The organism is Vibrio salilacus, from assembly GCF_002811245.1.
Classification (GTDB): domain Bacteria; phylum Pseudomonadota; class Gammaproteobacteria; order Enterobacterales; family Vibrionaceae; genus Vibrio; species Vibrio salilacus.
On record NZ_NIVQ01000004.1, the window covers coordinates 32,892 to 50,727 of the forward strand.

General features: G+C 43.0%; 10 protein-coding genes. 6 read left to right on the forward strand and 4 right to left on the reverse strand.

Going from position 1 to position 17,836, the window contains the following annotated elements; translation table 11 throughout:
• Nucleotides 1-27 precede the first annotated feature (27 nt).
• The 4 genes from yfaE to ubiG all read right to left on the reverse strand — a co-directional run bounded on the left by yfaE (nucleotide 28) and on the right by ubiG (nucleotide 4,980).
• On the reverse strand, nucleotides 28-306 hold the full coding sequence (gene yfaE / locus CDZ87_RS03830) for a class I ribonucleotide reductase maintenance protein YfaE (RefSeq protein WP_100752252.1): 279 nt from the start codon (nucleotides 304-306) through the stop codon (nucleotides 28-30).
• Complete coding sequence (nrdB, locus tag CDZ87_RS03835; RefSeq protein ID WP_038174614.1) at nucleotides 306-1,439, reverse strand: class Ia ribonucleoside-diphosphate reductase subunit beta; 1,134 nt, start codon at nucleotides 1,437-1,439, stop codon at nucleotides 306-308. The genes yfaE and nrdB overlap by 1 nt, the downstream gene beginning before the upstream one ends.
• A gap of 81 nt (nucleotides 1,440-1,520) precedes the next feature.
• Nucleotides 1,521-3,803, reverse strand: a complete 2,283-nt coding sequence (nrdA, locus tag CDZ87_RS03840) for a class 1a ribonucleoside-diphosphate reductase subunit alpha (RefSeq protein ID WP_100752253.1) — start codon at nucleotides 3,801-3,803, stop codon at nucleotides 1,521-1,523.
• 469 nt (nucleotides 3,804-4,272) lie between these two features.
• On the reverse strand, nucleotides 4,273-4,980 hold the full coding sequence (gene ubiG / locus CDZ87_RS03850; RefSeq protein ID WP_100752254.1) for a bifunctional 2-polyprenyl-6-hydroxyphenol methylase/3-demethylubiquinol 3-O-methyltransferase UbiG: 708 nt from the start codon (nucleotides 4,978-4,980) through the stop codon (nucleotides 4,273-4,275).
• Nucleotides 4,981-5,252: 272 nt separating this feature from the next.
• On the opposite strand from ubiG, the gene gyrA reads away from it, so the two are divergent.
• From gyrA to CDZ87_RS03880, 6 genes are all read left to right on the forward strand, one after another.
• Nucleotides 5,253-7,883: a DNA gyrase subunit A gene (gene gyrA / locus CDZ87_RS03855; protein WP_100752255.1), complete on the forward strand. Its 2,631-nt coding sequence runs from the start codon at nucleotides 5,253-5,255 to the stop codon at nucleotides 7,881-7,883.
• A 517-nt stretch (nucleotides 7,884-8,400) separates the two neighbouring features.
• Nucleotides 8,401-9,819, forward strand: coding sequence for a basic amino acid/polyamine antiporter (locus CDZ87_RS03860; RefSeq protein WP_100752256.1), 1,419 nt, complete (start codon nucleotides 8,401-8,403; stop codon nucleotides 9,817-9,819).
• A gap of 291 nt (nucleotides 9,820-10,110) precedes the next feature.
• Nucleotides 10,111-12,228, forward strand: a complete 2,118-nt coding sequence (locus CDZ87_RS03865; RefSeq protein WP_100752257.1) for a type VI secretion system Vgr family protein — start codon at nucleotides 10,111-10,113, stop codon at nucleotides 12,226-12,228.
• A 3-nt stretch (nucleotides 12,229-12,231) separates the two neighbouring features.
• A complete protein-coding gene (locus CDZ87_RS03870; RefSeq protein ID WP_100752258.1) occupies nucleotides 12,232-12,789 on the forward strand; it encodes a DUF4123 domain-containing protein in 558 nt (185 codons plus the stop codon).
• 2 nt (nucleotides 12,790-12,791) lie between these two features.
• On the forward strand, nucleotides 12,792-16,541 hold the full coding sequence (locus CDZ87_RS03875; protein WP_100752259.1) for a LysM peptidoglycan-binding domain-containing protein: 3,750 nt from the start codon (nucleotides 12,792-12,794) through the stop codon (nucleotides 16,539-16,541).
• Complete coding sequence (locus tag CDZ87_RS03880; protein ID WP_100752260.1) at nucleotides 16,538-17,731, forward strand: SEL1-like repeat protein; 1,194 nt, start codon at nucleotides 16,538-16,540, stop codon at nucleotides 17,729-17,731. The genes CDZ87_RS03875 and CDZ87_RS03880 overlap by 4 nt, the downstream gene beginning before the upstream one ends.
• The last annotated feature ends 105 nt before the right edge of the window (nucleotides 17,732-17,836 follow it).

Here is a 17,836-nt window from a genome sequence, read left to right on the forward strand (position 1 = left end):
AGCGTCTCTGCTGGCCTTTTTGAATGATTATGCGCGCCTTTCTTTGAGCGTATATTTGACATCTTTGATTTCAATGTCAGATTTTGCTCGGCAAATGCACGGCAAAATCTCTTTTTCTTGAGTGTAAGCCATTGCAAAACCAACGTACTCAACTTCACCAGAAATCAAGGTGCAGCGACAAGCACCGCAATGCCCATCACGACAATTGTATTCTGGCTGCAGCTCTGCCCGTTCTAGAGTTTCTAGAATGGTATTAGACGGGTGGGACTGAATCGTTGTAATTCCGTTAATTTTGATACTGGGCATTACAGTTCGAAATCCTTAAAATCATCGGCGCGGACATCACTATCGATCTGGCCGACAAGATAAGATGAGATCTCTGCTTCTTGTGGCGCAACTTGGACGTTGTCTGATGATAACCACGCGTTAATCCAAGGAATTGGGTTAGACGTTGCTTCAGGGTAAGCCGTACCTAGGCCAACCGCTTGCATACGAATGTTGGTGATGTATTCAACATACTGGCTAAGAATATCTTTGTTAAGGCCAATCATAGAGCCATCTTTGAATAGGTATTCTGCCCACTCTTTTTCTTGCTCAGCCGCGGCTTTAAACAGATCGAAACACTCTTGCTTACACTCTTCTGCAATCTGAATGAAAGCAAAGTCATCTTGTCCATTACGCAACAAGTTAATCATATGCTGCGTGCCAGTGAGGTGCAGCGCTTCATCGCGAGCGATAAGCTTGATTATTTTAGCATTGCCTTCCATCAATTCACGTTCAGCAAAAGCGAATGAACAAGCAAAACTCACATAGAAACGAATGGCTTCAAGTGCGTTGACTGACATCAGACACAGGTAAAGCTTCTTCTTAAGCCCATGCAGTGAAACCGTTACATCTTCACCGTTGATTTGGTGAGTGCCTTCACCATAGCGGTGGTAGTCGTTGGTCAGTTGAATAAGCTCATCGTAATAGCGAGAGATATCGTCAGCACGCTTTAGGATATGTTCGTTCTCAACAATGTCGTCAAACACCACACCCGGATCATTAACAATGTTACGGATAATGTGAGTGTATGAACGCGAGTGAATCGTTTCTGAGAACGACCAAGTTTCAATCCAAGTCTCGACTTCGGGCAATGAAACCAATGGCAATAGTGCAACGTTAGGGCTACGGCCTTGGATTGAATCCAACAACGTCTGGTATTTCAAGTTCGAGATGAAAATATGCTTTTCATGATCTGGAAGCTTGTTGTAGTCGATGCGATCACTTGAAACGTCGACTTCTTCTGGGCGCCAGAAGAAAGAAAGTTGCTTTTCGATCAACTTTTCAAAGATTTCAAATTTTTGTTGGTCGTAACGTGCCACGTTCACGGATTGACCTAAGAACATTGGTTCTTTTAATTGGTCATTTTTATTTCGATTAAAAGTACTGTAAGCCATGATGCCTCAATTCCTTTTATGCCCCTTAATCATAAGGGGCGAATAATTTTTTAAACCTGATAACCTGGATAAGGTTATCGATTAGATCTTACAACCGCCGCCTGCACAATCGTCATCTTGTGGTTGTACTGCGTCTTTTTGGTCATCGCTCGCACCATCACGTGTGTTGTGGTAGTAGAGTGTTTTAACACCAAATTTGTACGCAGTCAGCAGATCTTGAAGCAATTTCTTCATTGGAACTTTGCCACTCTCAAAACGAGTTGGGTCATAGTTGGTGTTAGCAGAAATGGCTTGGTCAACGAATTTTTGCATAATGCCGACAAGATGCAAGTAACCCTCATTGGAACCAATGTTCCACAGCAGCTCATAGTTATTCTTGTATTCAGTGAATTCAGGCACCACTTGCTTAAGAATGCCATCTTTAGATGCTTTAACTGAAACGTAACCACGTGGTGGTTCGATACCGTTAGTCGCATTTGAAATCTGAGAAGAAGTCTCAGATGGCATCAGCGCCGTTAAGGTAGAGTTACGTAAGCCATGAGTCATTATTTCTTGACGTAAGTTTTCCCAGTCATAGTGCAGCGGCTCATCACACACTAGATCGATATCCTTCTTGTAGGTATCGATAGGCAATAGACCTTTCGCGTAGTTGGTTTCGTCGAATAAAGGACATTTACCTTGTTCTTTAGCTAAGCCAACAGACGCTTTCAACAAGTAGTACTGCATTGCTTCAAATGTACGGTGAGTCAAACCGTTGGCACTACCATCCGAGTACTTAACACCATTTTTCGCTAAGTAGTAGGCGTAGTTAATTACACCCACACCAAGAGTACGTCGGTTCATACTTGACTTATAAGCGGCTGGAAGTGGGTAGTCTTGGTAATCAAGTAGGGCATCTAGTGCACGTACAACCAGATCAGCCAACTCTTCAAAATCATCCAGTGACTTAATGGAGCCTAAGTTAAATGCGGACAGAGTACATAGCGCGATTTCACCTGAGTCGTCTTCAACATTCGTCAGTGGCTTAGTCGGCAATGCAATCTCAAGACATAGGTTTGACTGGCGGATAGGCGCAACTTGAGAGTCAAATGGACTGTGCGTATTACAGTGGTCAACGTTCTGAATATAGATACGACCCGTTGAAGCACGCTCTTGCATTAAGATTGAAAACATCTCAATGGCTTTTACGGTCTCTTTCTTGATAGAAGGATCGTTTTCGTACTTAACGTATAGGCGTTCAAATTCATCTTGGTTTTCGAAGAATGCGTCATATAGACCTGGAACATCCGAAGGTGAGAACAGTGTGATATTACCGCCTTCAACCAAACGCTGGTACATCAGACGGTTCAGCTGTACGCCGTAATCCATATGACGGACGCGGTTCTCTTCAACGCCACGGTTGTTCTTGAGCACCATTAATGCTTGAGACTCACCATGCCACATTGGGTAGAAAACGGTTGCAGCACCACCACGAACACCACCCTGAGAACAACACTTCACGGCAGTTTGGAAGTACTTGTAGAAAGGAATACAACCGGTATGGAATGCTTCACCGCCACGGATTTCTGATCCTAAGGCGCGGATGCGTCCAGCGTTAATACCGATACCAGCACGCTGAGAAACGTAACGAACAATCGAGCTCGCTGTCGCATTGATCGAATCTAGGCTGTCACCACATTCAATCAGTACACAAGAGCTGAACTGACGAGTAGGGGTACGCACACCAGACATGATCGGCGTTGGTAGCGAGATCTTGAAAGTAGATGTCGCATCGTAGAAACGCTTGATGTAGTCAAGGCGAGTCTGTTTTGGATACTTCGCAAACAAACAAGCGGCAACTAAGATATAAAGGAACTGAGCACTTTCATAAATTTCACCGCTGACACGGTTTTGGACAAAGTACTTACCTTCTAGCTGTTTAACGGCCGCGTAAGAAAAATCGAGATCGCGTCTGTGGTCGATATACGAATCCAACTCATCCAGTTCCGCCTTACTGTAGTCTTCGACAATATGCTTGTCGTACTTGCCCTTATCAATAAGGCGAGTAACGTGCTCATACAGCTTTGGTGGCTCATATTGACCATAAGCTTTTTTGCGCAAATGGAAAACCGCTAAGCGTGCTGCAAGATACTGGTAATCTGGCGTTTCTTCCGAGATAAGATCGGCGGCTGATTTGATGATAGTTTCGTGAATATCAGAGGTCGTAATGCCATCATAGAACTGAATGTGAGCGCGGAGTTCTACTTGTGATACAGAGACGTTGTCTAGGCCTTCGGCAGCCCATGTAATCACGCGATGGATCTTGTCGAGATCGATACTTTCTTTGCGTCCGTTACGCTTAGTAACGGTAAGTTGTTGGTTCATTCTGCTTCATTTCCCTAACAAAACTGATTAAAGCCGATTTTATGTGTAATTCTTGTAAAAATCGTTCCGGCTTTGTGATCAAAGTCTATCTATATATTGTAGTACAAACACAACATATAGGGGTGCACTGCGGTGCGGATTACAAGATAGTGCTATCTCGGGTAGTTTTCAAGTTACAGATCTTGGATGACTTGTGGATAACTAACAAAATTAAAAAAAACAGTAAGTGACTACTAACCGATGAGAATAGTGCTGGCAAGATTGCATAAAATTACCGTTTTAGAATCGGTTTATAACTAACCATAAACAAAAAAAAATACCTTGATCTTTAGATAAATTTGAGACCGTTTTTTAGGTTGTTTAAATTGGAATCAAATCGACAAAAATCGGTTAAAAAAGCACTAAAAAAGGCGGTGAGCTTGTGCTACCGCCTGAATCGTCATCACTTAGAGTAATGAGTGATGGTTGGTTAAAATTTCTGGGTATGGACGATGTAATTTACGTCGACGTTGTGGCCGAGCTTGTAGCTATCGATGAGCGGGTTGTAATGCAGCCCAGTGATGCCTGTTTCGGTTAAATCGGTTTGATCGACCATTTTAATTAGTTCAGCAGGGCGAATGAACTTGTCATGGTCATGGGTGCCTTCTGGAACGATCTTTAATAGCTTCTCTGCGCCGACAATAGCGAACAGGTATGACTTTATGTTTCGATTTAAGGTCGAGAAAAACACATGGCCACCAGGTTTTACCAACGCTGCACAAGAGCGAACGACCGAAAGTGGGTCAGGAACGTGCTCAAGCATCTCCATACAAGTTACTACGTCGTAGGTACCCGCATTGTGCTGCGCGTGATCTTCGATCGTACTCTGAATGTAAGTCAGTGTTGTGCCTGTTTCTAGTGCATGAAGGCGAGCAACTTCGAGAGGCTCTTTACCCATATCTAAACCTGTCACCTTGGCGCCTTCTTTCGCCATGCTTTCAGCAAGGATACCGCCGCCACAACCTACATCAAGTACCGTTTTGCCAAACAGACCATTACAATTGTCGAGCACATAGTTCAAACGCAGAGGGTTAATTTGATGTAGAGGTCTAAATTCACCCTCTAAATCCCACCAGCGAGAGGCCATATCCTCGAATTTTTTAATTTCATTTGGGTCGACGTTTTGTGATTGGGTCATAACAACTCTGCTAATAAACTGCTTTCCTTAAGATAGGCATTATACCTGACTCGATAAATGAGGCCACTTTTATCCAAATGTGGATAAAATGTAGCCACTTATCAGCAGCATAGTGTCCAAGTGTGCATTTTGTCGGCGTTTGATTCACAACCAATCTCACAACCTTGTAAAAGGAGAGGGAAAGTGATGCCGAACAAATGAATTCTATGTTATATTTTTGCACCTTAAGCGTATTGTACATACGATCTATAGAATAGAGGGATAATGGCTCTATGAGCGATCTAGCGAAAGAGATCACGCCCGTAAACATTGAAGATGAGCTGAAAAGTTCGTACTTAGACTATGCGATGTCAGTTATCGTTGGTCGAGCTCTTCCAGATGTGCGTGATGGCCTAAAGCCAGTGCATCGCCGCGTATTATTTGCGATGAATGTGCTAGGTAATGATTGGAACAAACCATATAAAAAATCTGCCCGTGTTGTTGGCGATGTAATCGGTAAATATCACCCACATGGTGATAGCGCAGTGTACGACACTATCGTACGTATGGCTCAACCGTTTTCACTTCGTTACATGCTAGTCGACGGTCAAGGTAACTTCGGTTCGATCGATGGTGACTCAGCGGCGGCAATGCGTTATACCGAAGTTCGTATGGCGAAAATCGCCCACGAGCTTTTAGCTGATTTAGACAAAGATACTGTTGATTATGTACCTAACTATGATGGTACAGAACAAATTCCAGCAGTTCTGCCAACAAAAATTCCTAACCTATTGGTCAACGGTTCTTCTGGTATCGCAGTAGGTATGGCAACCAACATCCCACCTCATAACTTAACTGAGGTTATCGATGGTTGCCTTGCATATATCAATAATGAAGAGATCACTATTGATGAGCTAATGGACTACATACCTGGTCCAGATTTCCCGACCGCAGCGCTAATCAGTGGCCGTAAAGGCATCATTGACGCTTATAAAACAGGTCGCGGTAAAGTCTACATGCGCTCGAAAGCGGATATCGAAGTAGAAAAGAATGGTAGAGAAACTATCATTGTCAGCGAGATCCCTTATCAGGTAAACAAAGCTCGCTTGATTGAGAAAATCGCTGAGCTTGTAAAAGATAAGAAAGTTGAAGGTATCAGTGCACTGCGCGATGAGTCAGACAAAGATGGCATGCGTATTGTTATTGAGTGTAAGCGTGATGCAGTTGGCGAAGTGGTACTAAACAACCTGTACGCCAATACTCAGCTCCAAACGACTTTCGGCATCAACATGGTGGCACTGAACAATGGTCAGCCGCAACTTTTCAATCTAAAAGACATGTTGAAGTGTTTCGTTGACCACCGCCGTGAAGTGGTGACTCGACGCACTATTTTCGAATTGAAGAAAGCGCGTGATCGTGCTCATATCCTAGAAGCTTTAGCTCTTGCTCTCGCGAATATCGATGACATTATCGAATTAATTCGCAGCGCATCCACTCCAGCGGAAGCCAAAGCTGGCCTAATCGCCCGTGGTTGGGATCTAGGTAATGTTGCTGAAATGCTGGAACGCGCAGGTACTGATGCTGCCCGTCCAGATTGGTTGGAAGATCAATACGGCATTCGTGACGGACAGTACTTCTTAACCGAACAGCAAGCACAAGCGATTCTTGATCTTCGTTTGCATAAGCTAACCGGTTTAGAACATGGCAAGATTCTTGATGAATACAAAGCACTGCTTAATGAAATTGCAGAGCTAATGCATATCTTGGCAGACACCGAGCGTTTGATGGAAGTGATCCGTGAAGAGCTTGAGTTAGTGCGTGAAAACTATGGTGATGTTCGCCGTACAGAGATCACCGCCGCTAGTCATGATATCGATATGGAAGAGCTGATCGCACGTGAAGATGTGGTAGTAACACTGTCTCACGAAGGTTACGTTAAGTATCAAATCCTTAGTGATTACGAGGCACAACGCCGTGGTGGTCGTGGTAAGAGTGCGACTAAGATGAAAGACGAAGATTTCATCGAACGCCTACTTGTCGCTAACACGCATGACAATGTACTGTGTTTCTCGACACGTGGTAAGACCTACCGCGTGAAGGTTTACCAACTGCCACTGGCAAGTCGTACCGCACGTGGTAAGCCAATTGTTAATATCCTGCCTCTCGAAGAGGGTGAGCGTATTACCGCGATTCTGCCTGTTGGTGAGTTCTCTGAAGATAAGTTTATCTTTATGGCGACCGGTGACGGTACCGTGAAGAAAACACCATTGAATCAGTTTGCTAACGTACGTTCAAACGGTTTGATTGCGGTTAACCTACGTGATGATGACTCACTGATTGGTGTCGATATCACTAATGGTGACAGTGACATTATGCTGTTCTCGAAAGCGGGTAAAGTTGTACGCTTTAGTGAAGATAAAGTTCGTCCTATGGGTCGTACTGCAGCGGGTGTTCGCGGAATGAAACTCGCAAATGATGACCAAGTGGTCTCTTTGATTGTTCCTTCTAACCAAGGTGACATTCTAACCGTGACGCAAAATGGTTATGGTAAACGTACTGAACTTGCAGAGTACCCGACTAAAGGTCGTGCGACACAAGGCGTTGTTTCTATCAAGGTGTCAGATCGTAACGGTTCTGTTGTTGGCGCAGTGCAAGTAGAAGAAGGCGATGAGATGATGATGATCACCGACGCTGGTACTCTAGTTCGAACGCGCGTTTCTGAGGTTAGCCAGGTTGGACGTAATACTCTGGGTGTTACGCTAATCCGTACCGCAGAAGACGAAAACGTGGTCGGTTTGCAGCGCATCGATGAAATTGAAGAAGCTGAACTGTTGCAAGATGAAGACAATGCAAGTGCTGAACAGGCGAGCGTTGACACATCGCCTGAGGCTCCAACAAGCGATAGCGATGATACTCAAGAGTAATTAAATCTCGTTACTTTATTCGAACCAATGCCAGACTTTATGTCTGGCATTTTTTGTTCTAGGCGCTCTAATGATCATTTAGTGATTGAAAAAAAGGCCGCGACCGCGGCCACATAACAGGAAGTAATGGATAACGCCAACAGACAGAGGTGACGGTCTGTTGAACGTTTAATACACAGTGTAGCTGATTAACACTGTTTAGCGATTTTATGCATTAATTTGTCAATAACAGGGATAATTACTCGTTTTTTTGTCGACTTCTAGTTGGCTGTATATTCCGTTTAAATCTATTATTATGGTTATAAATGTCGTAAAAGCTGTCTTGGTGTTGGTTGATTTGCTGATATTTTTAATTTTGGCATTTTCTTTGACTAAAAATGAATTCATCAATTGATCGATAGCAATGAAGTGACAATTAGTTGCTAAAGTTTGAGATGTGGCTCACATCCGATCTGCCTATTGATGCCAAATAAGCGTAAAATCCCCCCTTCGAAAAACGGTATCTCCGGAAATGAAAATGGATAATAAACTCGGATTAAGCTCTTTAACCGCCATCGTGATTGGCTCGATGATCGGTGCGGGGGTATTTAGCTTACCGCAAAATATGGCATCCGTGGCAAGCCCAGCCGCCGTCATGATTGGTTGGACGATCACAGGGGTAGGGATGATCTTCCTTGCGCTCTCATTTCAAAAACTGGCATTTCATCGACCTCACGTTGATAGCGGTGTTTTTGGGTATGCCAAAGAAGGTTTTGGTGACTTTGTCGGCTTTTGTTCTGCGTGGGGTTATTGGTTGAGTGCGATGTTAGCCAATGTCTCTTACTTAGTGATTGTATTTAGTACCTTAGGAATGTTATTCGATACGCCTGACAATGTCATATTTGGTCAAGGTAATACGCTAGTTTCGATCGTTGGTGCATCGTGTTTATTGTGGCTAGTGCATGCTTTAGTATTACGCGGTGTACAAACGGCGGCGTTAATTAATATGGTCACCACTTACGCAAAGTTAGTTCCTCTAATTATTTTTATTATTTGTGCAATGCTTGCCTTTAGTTGGAATACCTTCACCTTTGATTTTACCGGTGTTCATTTTGGTGAAGAGTACGATCTGCTCGAGCAGGTGAAAAGTACTATGCTGATCACCGTCTGGGTATTTATTGGTATCGAAGGGGCAGTCGTTGTCTCAAGCCGAGCTAGAAATCGAAAAGATATTGGTCGTGCGACAATTTTGGGGCTGCTCACGGCACTGGCGATTTATGTCTTCGTGACTTTGTTGTCTATGGGGGTTGTTAAGCCAGTAGAATTAGCCACCTATCAAAATCCATCGATGGCCAAAGTATTAACGTTGATTCTCGGCCCTTGGGGGCAATACATTATCAGTGTTGGGCTGTTGATTTCAGTATGTGGTGCGTTTCTCAGTTGGACAGTTCTGGCATCCGAAGCGCCGTACTTGTGTGCTAAAGAGAAAATGTTCCCGAAGAAATATGCGCAGTTAAACAAGGCTGGTAGCCCGGTGAAACCGCTAACCTTAACCAATATATGGATACAGGTTTCGCTGATTTTTGTCATGTTCGCTGGCAGTACTTATGATACTTTGTTGATCATCGCTTCAGAAATGATTTTAGTGCCTTACTTCCTTGTTGGGGCATTTGTATTGAAAATCGCTATCACTGAGAAAAACAGAGGTAGCTTGCTGTTGGTTGGACTTGGTGCGAGCGTATATGGTTTATGGCTACTGTATGCTTCGGGTCTTAACTACCTGCTGCTATCAGCATTGCTCTACTTACCAGGTCTCTATTTCTATATTCAAGCTAAACGAGAGCAAGGTATCCATCCATTTAAAGGAAGAGAAAGGCTTGGCGCTGGTGTATTGGGTTTCACCGCAATGTTGGCGGTTGCCATGATATGGAGCGGTAGTTTGAACTTAGCATTGTAAATAAAAGCCCCAGTAAATATTTGCTGGGGCTTTTTCTAGTCCAAATCTGGACGTTACCTCCCACCAGTTTGACCATCTACACCACGTTGATATTCATCATCATTCACTTTTTATATGGCATGTTTTCTCTTCGTGAGCAAAAGCTTGCTTGAGTGAGGTAGAAAACTGCTTGATTACTCTCTGAGCTTTACTTTAAGGTGCTGATATATAATGATATTAAGTTGGTACTAAGTTTGCTTCTATTGTGCCTCGATAGTTTCTATCAACGGTTAAAGACAAAAGGAAGCCCCGATGCCAACGCTTAACTTCAATATCCGAATCGATGGATTAGCACCCGATACATTAAGGGTGATTGAATATTCTGGATGGGACACTTTTTCACGCCAATCTTTACCTGTTGAGCATGCATGTAATGGTTACCGCTATGAGTTTCAACTTGCGAGTCGTCAGCACACCATTACGTCTCAACAAGTGGTTGATAAAAACGTTCAGTTTGAAGTGGTTCGTGATGGTGTTGTTGTGCAGCGGCTGCATGGTGTAGTACGTAACTTTGGTAAAAGTGACACAGGTCATCGTCATACTTTCTACACCCTCAGTGTTGTTCCAGCAATTGAACGTCTGTCATTACGCCATAATTCCCGTCTCTTTCAGTACAAAACTGTCCCTGAAATGGTTTCTATCTTGCTGCAAGAGATGAACATCAATGACTATGCGTTTGTGCTAAAAAACGATCATTTGCAAAGAGAGTTTTGTGTTCAATATCGAGAGTCTGATTTAGATTTTGCCCATCGTTTGCTCGCAGAAGAGGGGATTATTTATCATATTGTGCATGACAGTGATAAACATACCGTGGTGTTCAGTGACGCCAATGACAGTTTGGTGAAACTTGGCCAGCCGGTACCGTACAACAACCTAAGTGGTGGCGGAGTTGTAGGCGCGCCTTATATCAACACTTTTGCAACCCATCATACAGCGCAAGTCAGCCATGCCGAGATTCAAGATTACAGTTTTAAAAAACCGGCTTATTCATTCGCACAGAATGTTCAGGGCACAGAAATGGCGTATCAAATAGAAAATCGTTACGAGCACTTTGATGCGCCAGGCCGATTTAAATGCGATGACGCAGGCAAGACCATCACCCAAGCACGGCTTGATTATCTAAGGCGAGACGCTCGCTTAGCGACAGGAATAAGCAATCAACCATCACTTTCAGCAGGAGTGAAGTTTGAACTTCAAGAGCACAGTGATAATAGCTTGAATCGAGAATGGCTAGTGGTAGCGACGCAACATGTTGGCAAACAACCCCAAGCGCTAGAAGAAGAGGGGGGCAGCGGGGCAACCACCTATCACAACGAATTTAAACTTGTTCCGAGTGACGTTATTTGGCAAGCAGAGCCTATGACGAAACCTCAGGTTGATGGCCCGATGATTGCAACCGTCGTTGGCCCGGAAGGTGAAGAGATATATTGCGATGAATTTGGCCGTGTCAAAGTTCATTTTCATTGGGACAGATACTCAAATGGCGATCAACACAGTTCATGTTGGGTTCGAGTTTCTCAAGGTTGGGCGGGGCATCAATATGGTATGGTCGCGATCCCGCGTGTTGGTCATGAAGTGATCGTCACCTTTCTCAATGGTGACCCAGATCAACCGATTATCACCGGTCGAACTTATCATGCGACCAACGTAACGCCGTACCCTTTACCCGACCATAAAACCAAAACAGTGATTCGCAGCGAGTCTTATCAAGGCGAGGGTTTTAATGAGCTGAGCTTTGAAGATCAATCTGGCCTAGAGCGTGTTTATCTGCATGCCCAAAAAGACATCGACATTGCGATAAACAACGACGAAATCAGCGAAATTCAACACGATAAGCATCACGTGGTCGATAACGATCATTTCAGCTTGGTGAAAAACAACAGCCACTTGACGATTGGCGGCGAACTTCGTGAGCAAGTTTCTGCCAATAAGTCAGTGAATATCGGTGACTCGCTACAGCAAAAGGTCGGCCAAAAAACGGCTATCGACAGTGGTGACGAAGTCCATCTAAAAGCGGGACATAAAATTGTCGTTGATGCCGGTAGCGCTATTACTATCAAAGCTGGCGGCAGCTTTGTCAAAGTCGATGCTGGCGGGGTTCATGTCGTTGGTTCTGCTATTAACCTTAACTCAGGCGGCAGCCCAGGTAGTGGCAGTGGTTATGGTGGTATAGCACCAGTCTTGCCTATGGGGTTAGAAGATGTGGCAGAACCGGAGGATATTGCGCCAATTAGTTCAATTGCACAGCTTGTCTCAGAAGACGCGCTTATTCAAATTGCACTAAGTGATATAGCGCTTGCAAGAATGTGCCAACGCCAACCTGACGGGAGTTGTCCAAGGACTGACTGCCCATGCGAGCAGGAGCAGTAGAGTATGATAAATCAGCAAAGCTCTATACCATTAGACAGCCAGCTTGAGCATTGGCTTATTGTCGATATTGTAAGGGTTCCTGACATAATGGAATTAGCTTACACAGCAGAAGAAAACCCAGAATTATTCAAGCTGTATGCTGGTAGCCCCTTTCTTCATTTACTCAAGATTAGCCCTGTAGTTTTTAATTTTACAGGCTCACACGATTTGGCGAAGAAAATAAAGGACGATTTTGCACTGAGAACCAGCAGCGTGGTGTTTTCTTATAAAAATGGTTTATCCCTAAATGAGAGAATAAATCATCTTCACAACCTAATGTCTGTAGTAATCAACAAAGAGATAACATTCTTTAGGTATCACTCAAGCGAATTTTGGAGTGAAGTTTCACACCACCTTATCCCTCAAGATATCGATATCATCTTAGGCCCATTTGAAGCGTTGAGTTGGGTCGACAAGAACCAAAATTGGAACTCAATATCGAGAGATGCTGGAGTGGTTAAGACTGAGCGAAGAGAGCTCCCTTTCCATCTAAATTCACCTGTTATAAGTAAGCAGATTTAACTATGACCGACATAAAAACCTACCAAATTCAACAAGGTGACTGTCTAAGCTTGATAGCAAAAAAATTTGACATAGATATCAGTACATTAAAAGAACTGAATAGTGATCAGATTAAAAACTTAGACCTTATTTATGCAGGAAACACTCTCAACTTAGAGGGGAACGAAGGCGCTCCAGTTGAAGTGGATACGGGTAAGCGAAAACCTGTACCACCTATCCCAAAGAAACCAGCATGTGGAAATGACTTATGTTCAAGCAATGTACCAGATTTCATAGATATATTGTACGTGCCCGCGCATCCGAAAACAGGAAAACAAACTTGGTATGCATTAACTGAAGAGGCACAAAAAGCTGTAGTTTCAGAGCAGAAATTGTTCAAAGATGCGGTAGTTTCGGATAGGCAAAAAACTTTCGATAATCTTAATTCTTTAGGCATTTTATCTAAGTTTGAAAGTAAACCTCACGAAAGCTTTTTAGATGATAAAGATGTTGAACGCTTGAGAACTGTCATATGGATATTAACTACCATTCGTTCCGGAGCAGCTAAGGAATTTGAGCAAGGTGGCGAAAATGGTTTTCTAATCTTTATTGCTGAACATGAAGAAGGTATTGATTATCACGAAATACTCGATGACTCTCTAACTTGGGAAAAAGTTAAGCAATTTGCGTTTGACGTATTGCCATACGTTAACCCTGTTGCTAATTATTTGGGTAACGCTCTGGGCTACATTGAGCAAATAGAAGAAGAGGATCGAGAGTATAGACTAAGAGAAAGGGCTTTAAGAGCAACAAAAGACAAAGTTGTTAAGTTCTTAGAAGAAGAGATCGCTTTACTCGAAAAGAAAGCGATCACGGCGGCGGGAGATCTCAAAAGTGATGATGGTACGGCATTTGTTTATGACAATAAGCGAAAGTACTACACAAGTGAGAAACAACAAGATGTAACAAAGTGCCTTAAAAAGTTAGCCTCACATCGTCCCTGGAGTGATAGCAAACTGGCGGGTTATAGTCACGAAAAAGCAAAAGAAAAAATTGAGAAATTTTGGGAAAGGGATGTTGTCGCGTCAGCAGAGTTTATTAAGAATCTGAGTGAATTCAAACAGGGTCATAGCGTGCCTTCTAAAGCAATGAACGCTTATAGTTTCACCTATCATTTGTTAAGGCTAAATGAATTTGGGTATGTGACAAAAGAGCAATGCCTTACTAAAGAACAATTAATAGGAACGAAACCCGAACACCTTGGCCCGAAAAGCCTTGCAAATGATAAAAAGTATAAAAAGTGGCGTGAAGATAGCGGGCTGAAAATTGCTTATGAAGATTACGAAAGCGTTGTTGAAAAACTGCTTAATGAGTTTTTAACATATCCAGAGCAACCTAGAGATGAGAAACTGATTAAAGGGATACTAGAATCAAATGTTTCGTCTGTTAGCCAATGGGCTTATTACCCGACTCAAGCGTTTATCAAATTCATAGACCGCACTCTTAGCTATTGGCTTGCGAGCATTAAAAGCATCGTGGGGCAAGCAATCCCTAACATGTTCACTGACCTAATTTGGCTTAAAAAAGTTGCTCTAGAGCGGCTTGAACAGTTGAAACGACAAGCTCAGCGAGCGGTAAACCGTAGTGCATTCCATCATTACTATTTGCAATCTGAATCTATTGAAATTCAAACGTTGATCTGGGAGGAGTCTAAGTTCACTCCAACAGAAAAGAAACTGGGTGTATTTTCGAATAAAGCAGGGAATGCTGATCTTCAAGCGCTAGAGTGCAGTTTACTATCTACAGGTGGAGAGCTGGGGTGGGTTAGAGCTCCTGCCTGGTTTCTTCCACACAGTCAAACGAATACTAGTAAAGGGCACAGTAAAGACATTACAGAGAAAGTTAACCTAATAGACCCTTTGGTTGGTGGAGAGAAAGCAGGTAAGAATCTTCAAGAAACTTTGACAGACTTAAAAACTCAACTTAAGGAGTCAGTAACCAAAAGAAACTTTGTCATGTCACCTTTGAACTTAAACCAAACCATTAGTAAATTTGACTCTAGTGCATTTTGGCAAGCAGATTATCATTGGCAAGGAGGGAGAAGCCAAGGCGGTAACTCCGCATATATCGCCAATGCTCAAGCTCAATTTTTACGCCTCACTTCGAGTGCTGATGGCACATTAAATATGCCATTAAGTGAGTTGAATAGCGTAACCCCCAACCTGGATCTTACTACAGGGGCTTCTATTCAATCGAAATTTAGTTTGTTAAGTGGCCAGATTGCGTTCACTTCATGGTTTCCTGTCAATAATAACTCTCCAGAACAACGACCTATTAATGGCTTTGGGCTAGATATCCCCTATGTAGCAAGAAATAGCTCAACAAATAAAAACGAGCGACGTACATACAGCGCAGGGGAGTGTTACGTAAAGCTGAGCGCTAAGGTATACGGGCTTGCTGCGGCTTCATGCCAGATTTCTGGCAATTTATCATTCGGCCCCTCTGAAACAGATGGCGGCATTGGTGTGAAAGGGAAATCAATCAAAGCTCTCGACCCCAACCGCTCAGAAGACACAAGCGTTCAAGCTCGGGTAGTTGCGGATACAGGAGTGAGGTCTCCAGTTGCTGCTGCACAAGCAGGCGCAAAAGTGGATGTCTTCGCAGGCGTTGAAGCCGGCGGAACCATTGACGCTGAGGTTCATTGGAAACCCCCAGTAGTTAAGATTAACGGCAGGCCAATTGAGCAACCTGCTGGAAAGCTAGGTAGTATTGCAGCGCAAATGTCCGCAAACTATGGAATTGGATACTCTGGTGAGTTCCGTTTCGCGTTTCAGAACGGGCAAGTTATTTTAATTACATCAGCGAGAGCGGTGTGCGGACCAGGTTTCTCTGGAAAGTTTTCTGTAACCCTGAGTCCAGTTTTACTAGACCGTTTTCTCGATTCGTTGCTTCGCGTGTTAAAAGAAAGTGGATTCCGTTATGTGGAAGTGTTTGGTGAGTTGGATGAGAATGGAAAAAACCCTGATTTCGAACGGCTGAATGAAAGGCTTACAACGGCTATGGCGCTGGGTATCGGTTTTGCTGATGTTATGCTGTTGCCCACAGTGGCGTATGATTCATATAAAGCTGACGCGTTAAGTGAAGATTTTGCGCCCATGATTGCATATCATATTATTGGTAGGGATAACCTAAACCTATATCAAGTTAAGTCGAGAGCGAAGTGGGTGAGAAACTTACCCCCTGAAACTTTAGCGAAACTTTTAAAGTGCTTATCCAATATTGAAGAAGCGCCTTGGTTTGAGAGTGGAAATGCGGCTAAAAAACGTAAAGAAAATGAGTTGGAAAAAGCTAGCGCAATAGCAAAGATACTAGAGTGGCTGACCGAGGATAGTAAGTCAGGTCAGAATTTAATGCACCGTCAACGTCAGTTCGAAGAGGCTCTAATTCGCATGAGTGGCTCTTTAGAAGAGGTTGCCAGCCCTGCAGCACAATGGCAAAGGTTTGCTGACAGTTGGCTTCGCATCGAAACTTTTATGATTTCTTGTTTTAATGATGGGGATAAATCAATTTTAAATACATTCAACGAAAACTCGAAGCTGTTAGCTAAAAATATGCGAGGATTTAAGTACAAATATTCACCTGGTTATTATAAGGCGTATCGAATCGAGTCTGCCGATGATAACGAAATCGTAAAGCTTGAACGTGAACGAATCAAGTCTGTATTTAGATCAGATAAGAGATGGATAGAGTTTAGTGATTGGAAAGTTCAATGAGAAATATTAAAAAGATACTTAAATACTGTTTACTAACGTGTTTGGCTGTCGTAGTGGCATTAGGCGGGTATGCGACCTACTTAAGGCTACCTAATGGAACAGATATAGAGTTGACAAAGCCACTTGCGCTTAGGTTAGCTGAATTAATCTCCATTGCAGATAAGAATCAAACTGCAAACTTAAACCTAGACGCTGCCAGTACCTTTCAACGCAGTAACCCTATTTTTGAGGCCATTATTGCAATTCAGCAAGAAAGGTGGTGGGAGGCCCAAGAATTACTTACACCATTAGCGGAGCAAGAAAATGCTGAAGCGCTGTTTTGGTTAGGTGATATCACTTATAGAAGCAGTGCGTTTTCTGGACGGAAAGGAGCAAAACTATTTGAAAAATCGGCCAAATTAGGCAATCCCTATGCTGCTATTAAGCTCTCTCCTAAATACAACTCTTACGAATGTAAGATGAGAATGGGATCATATTGCAATGAGAAGTGGGGAGAGTTGGGGTTAGATATTTTGAGAAAGCAAGCAGATGCTGGCAATGTCAAAGCGGCTTATTCATATCTTTTTTATACTAAATTTGATGATGGAAGCTTCGATTATTTTGAGAAATTTCTGGATGTTGTTGAGCGTGGCATAGAGATTAAATATTATCGTCCGCTACGTCATTTGGTTGATATGTACCAAACTCGCGAACATCTCAATCCGTATAACAGGGATATTATCCCATTAACGGAAGAAGACCGCAAAATACTGGCTAAGTTGTTAATGGTTGCAGCGGAGAATAATGATATTCCGTCGATAAAAATACTAAACAACCGATACCTAGACGTAATCTCATTACCAAGGAAGTTTGATGAGATAGTTGAGAGAAATCTGAACGCCCTAGATTCACAGCACTACTTCATCTCATATGATTTCTTCTTAAGAAAATACAAGCAGAGCAACGAAAGAGATTTCTTAATTCATGGTTATGCTTATGCAATGATGTACGACAAATCCGAAGGAGAAGGTCAATCCGTGTATCATCGTATGTTTGACAGCAGACTAGAGGAGAGGGGAATTAGTGCTTTAACCCAAAAAGAAAAAAACAGTGCGAAAGCAATATTTGAAAAGCAAGTGGAAAAACAAAAATTCTCAGCCTACATAGATGAGGTAAGAGAAGCTTATGAATCCCCTTCTGGTGGTTACTAAATTTGGCTTCAACTGCGATGCAATTGGCATTAGACGCTTACACGCCTGTTTATCTACACAGTCGTTCAATCGAGCGACCTTCGAGTTTTAGCAGACGGGCGAGGG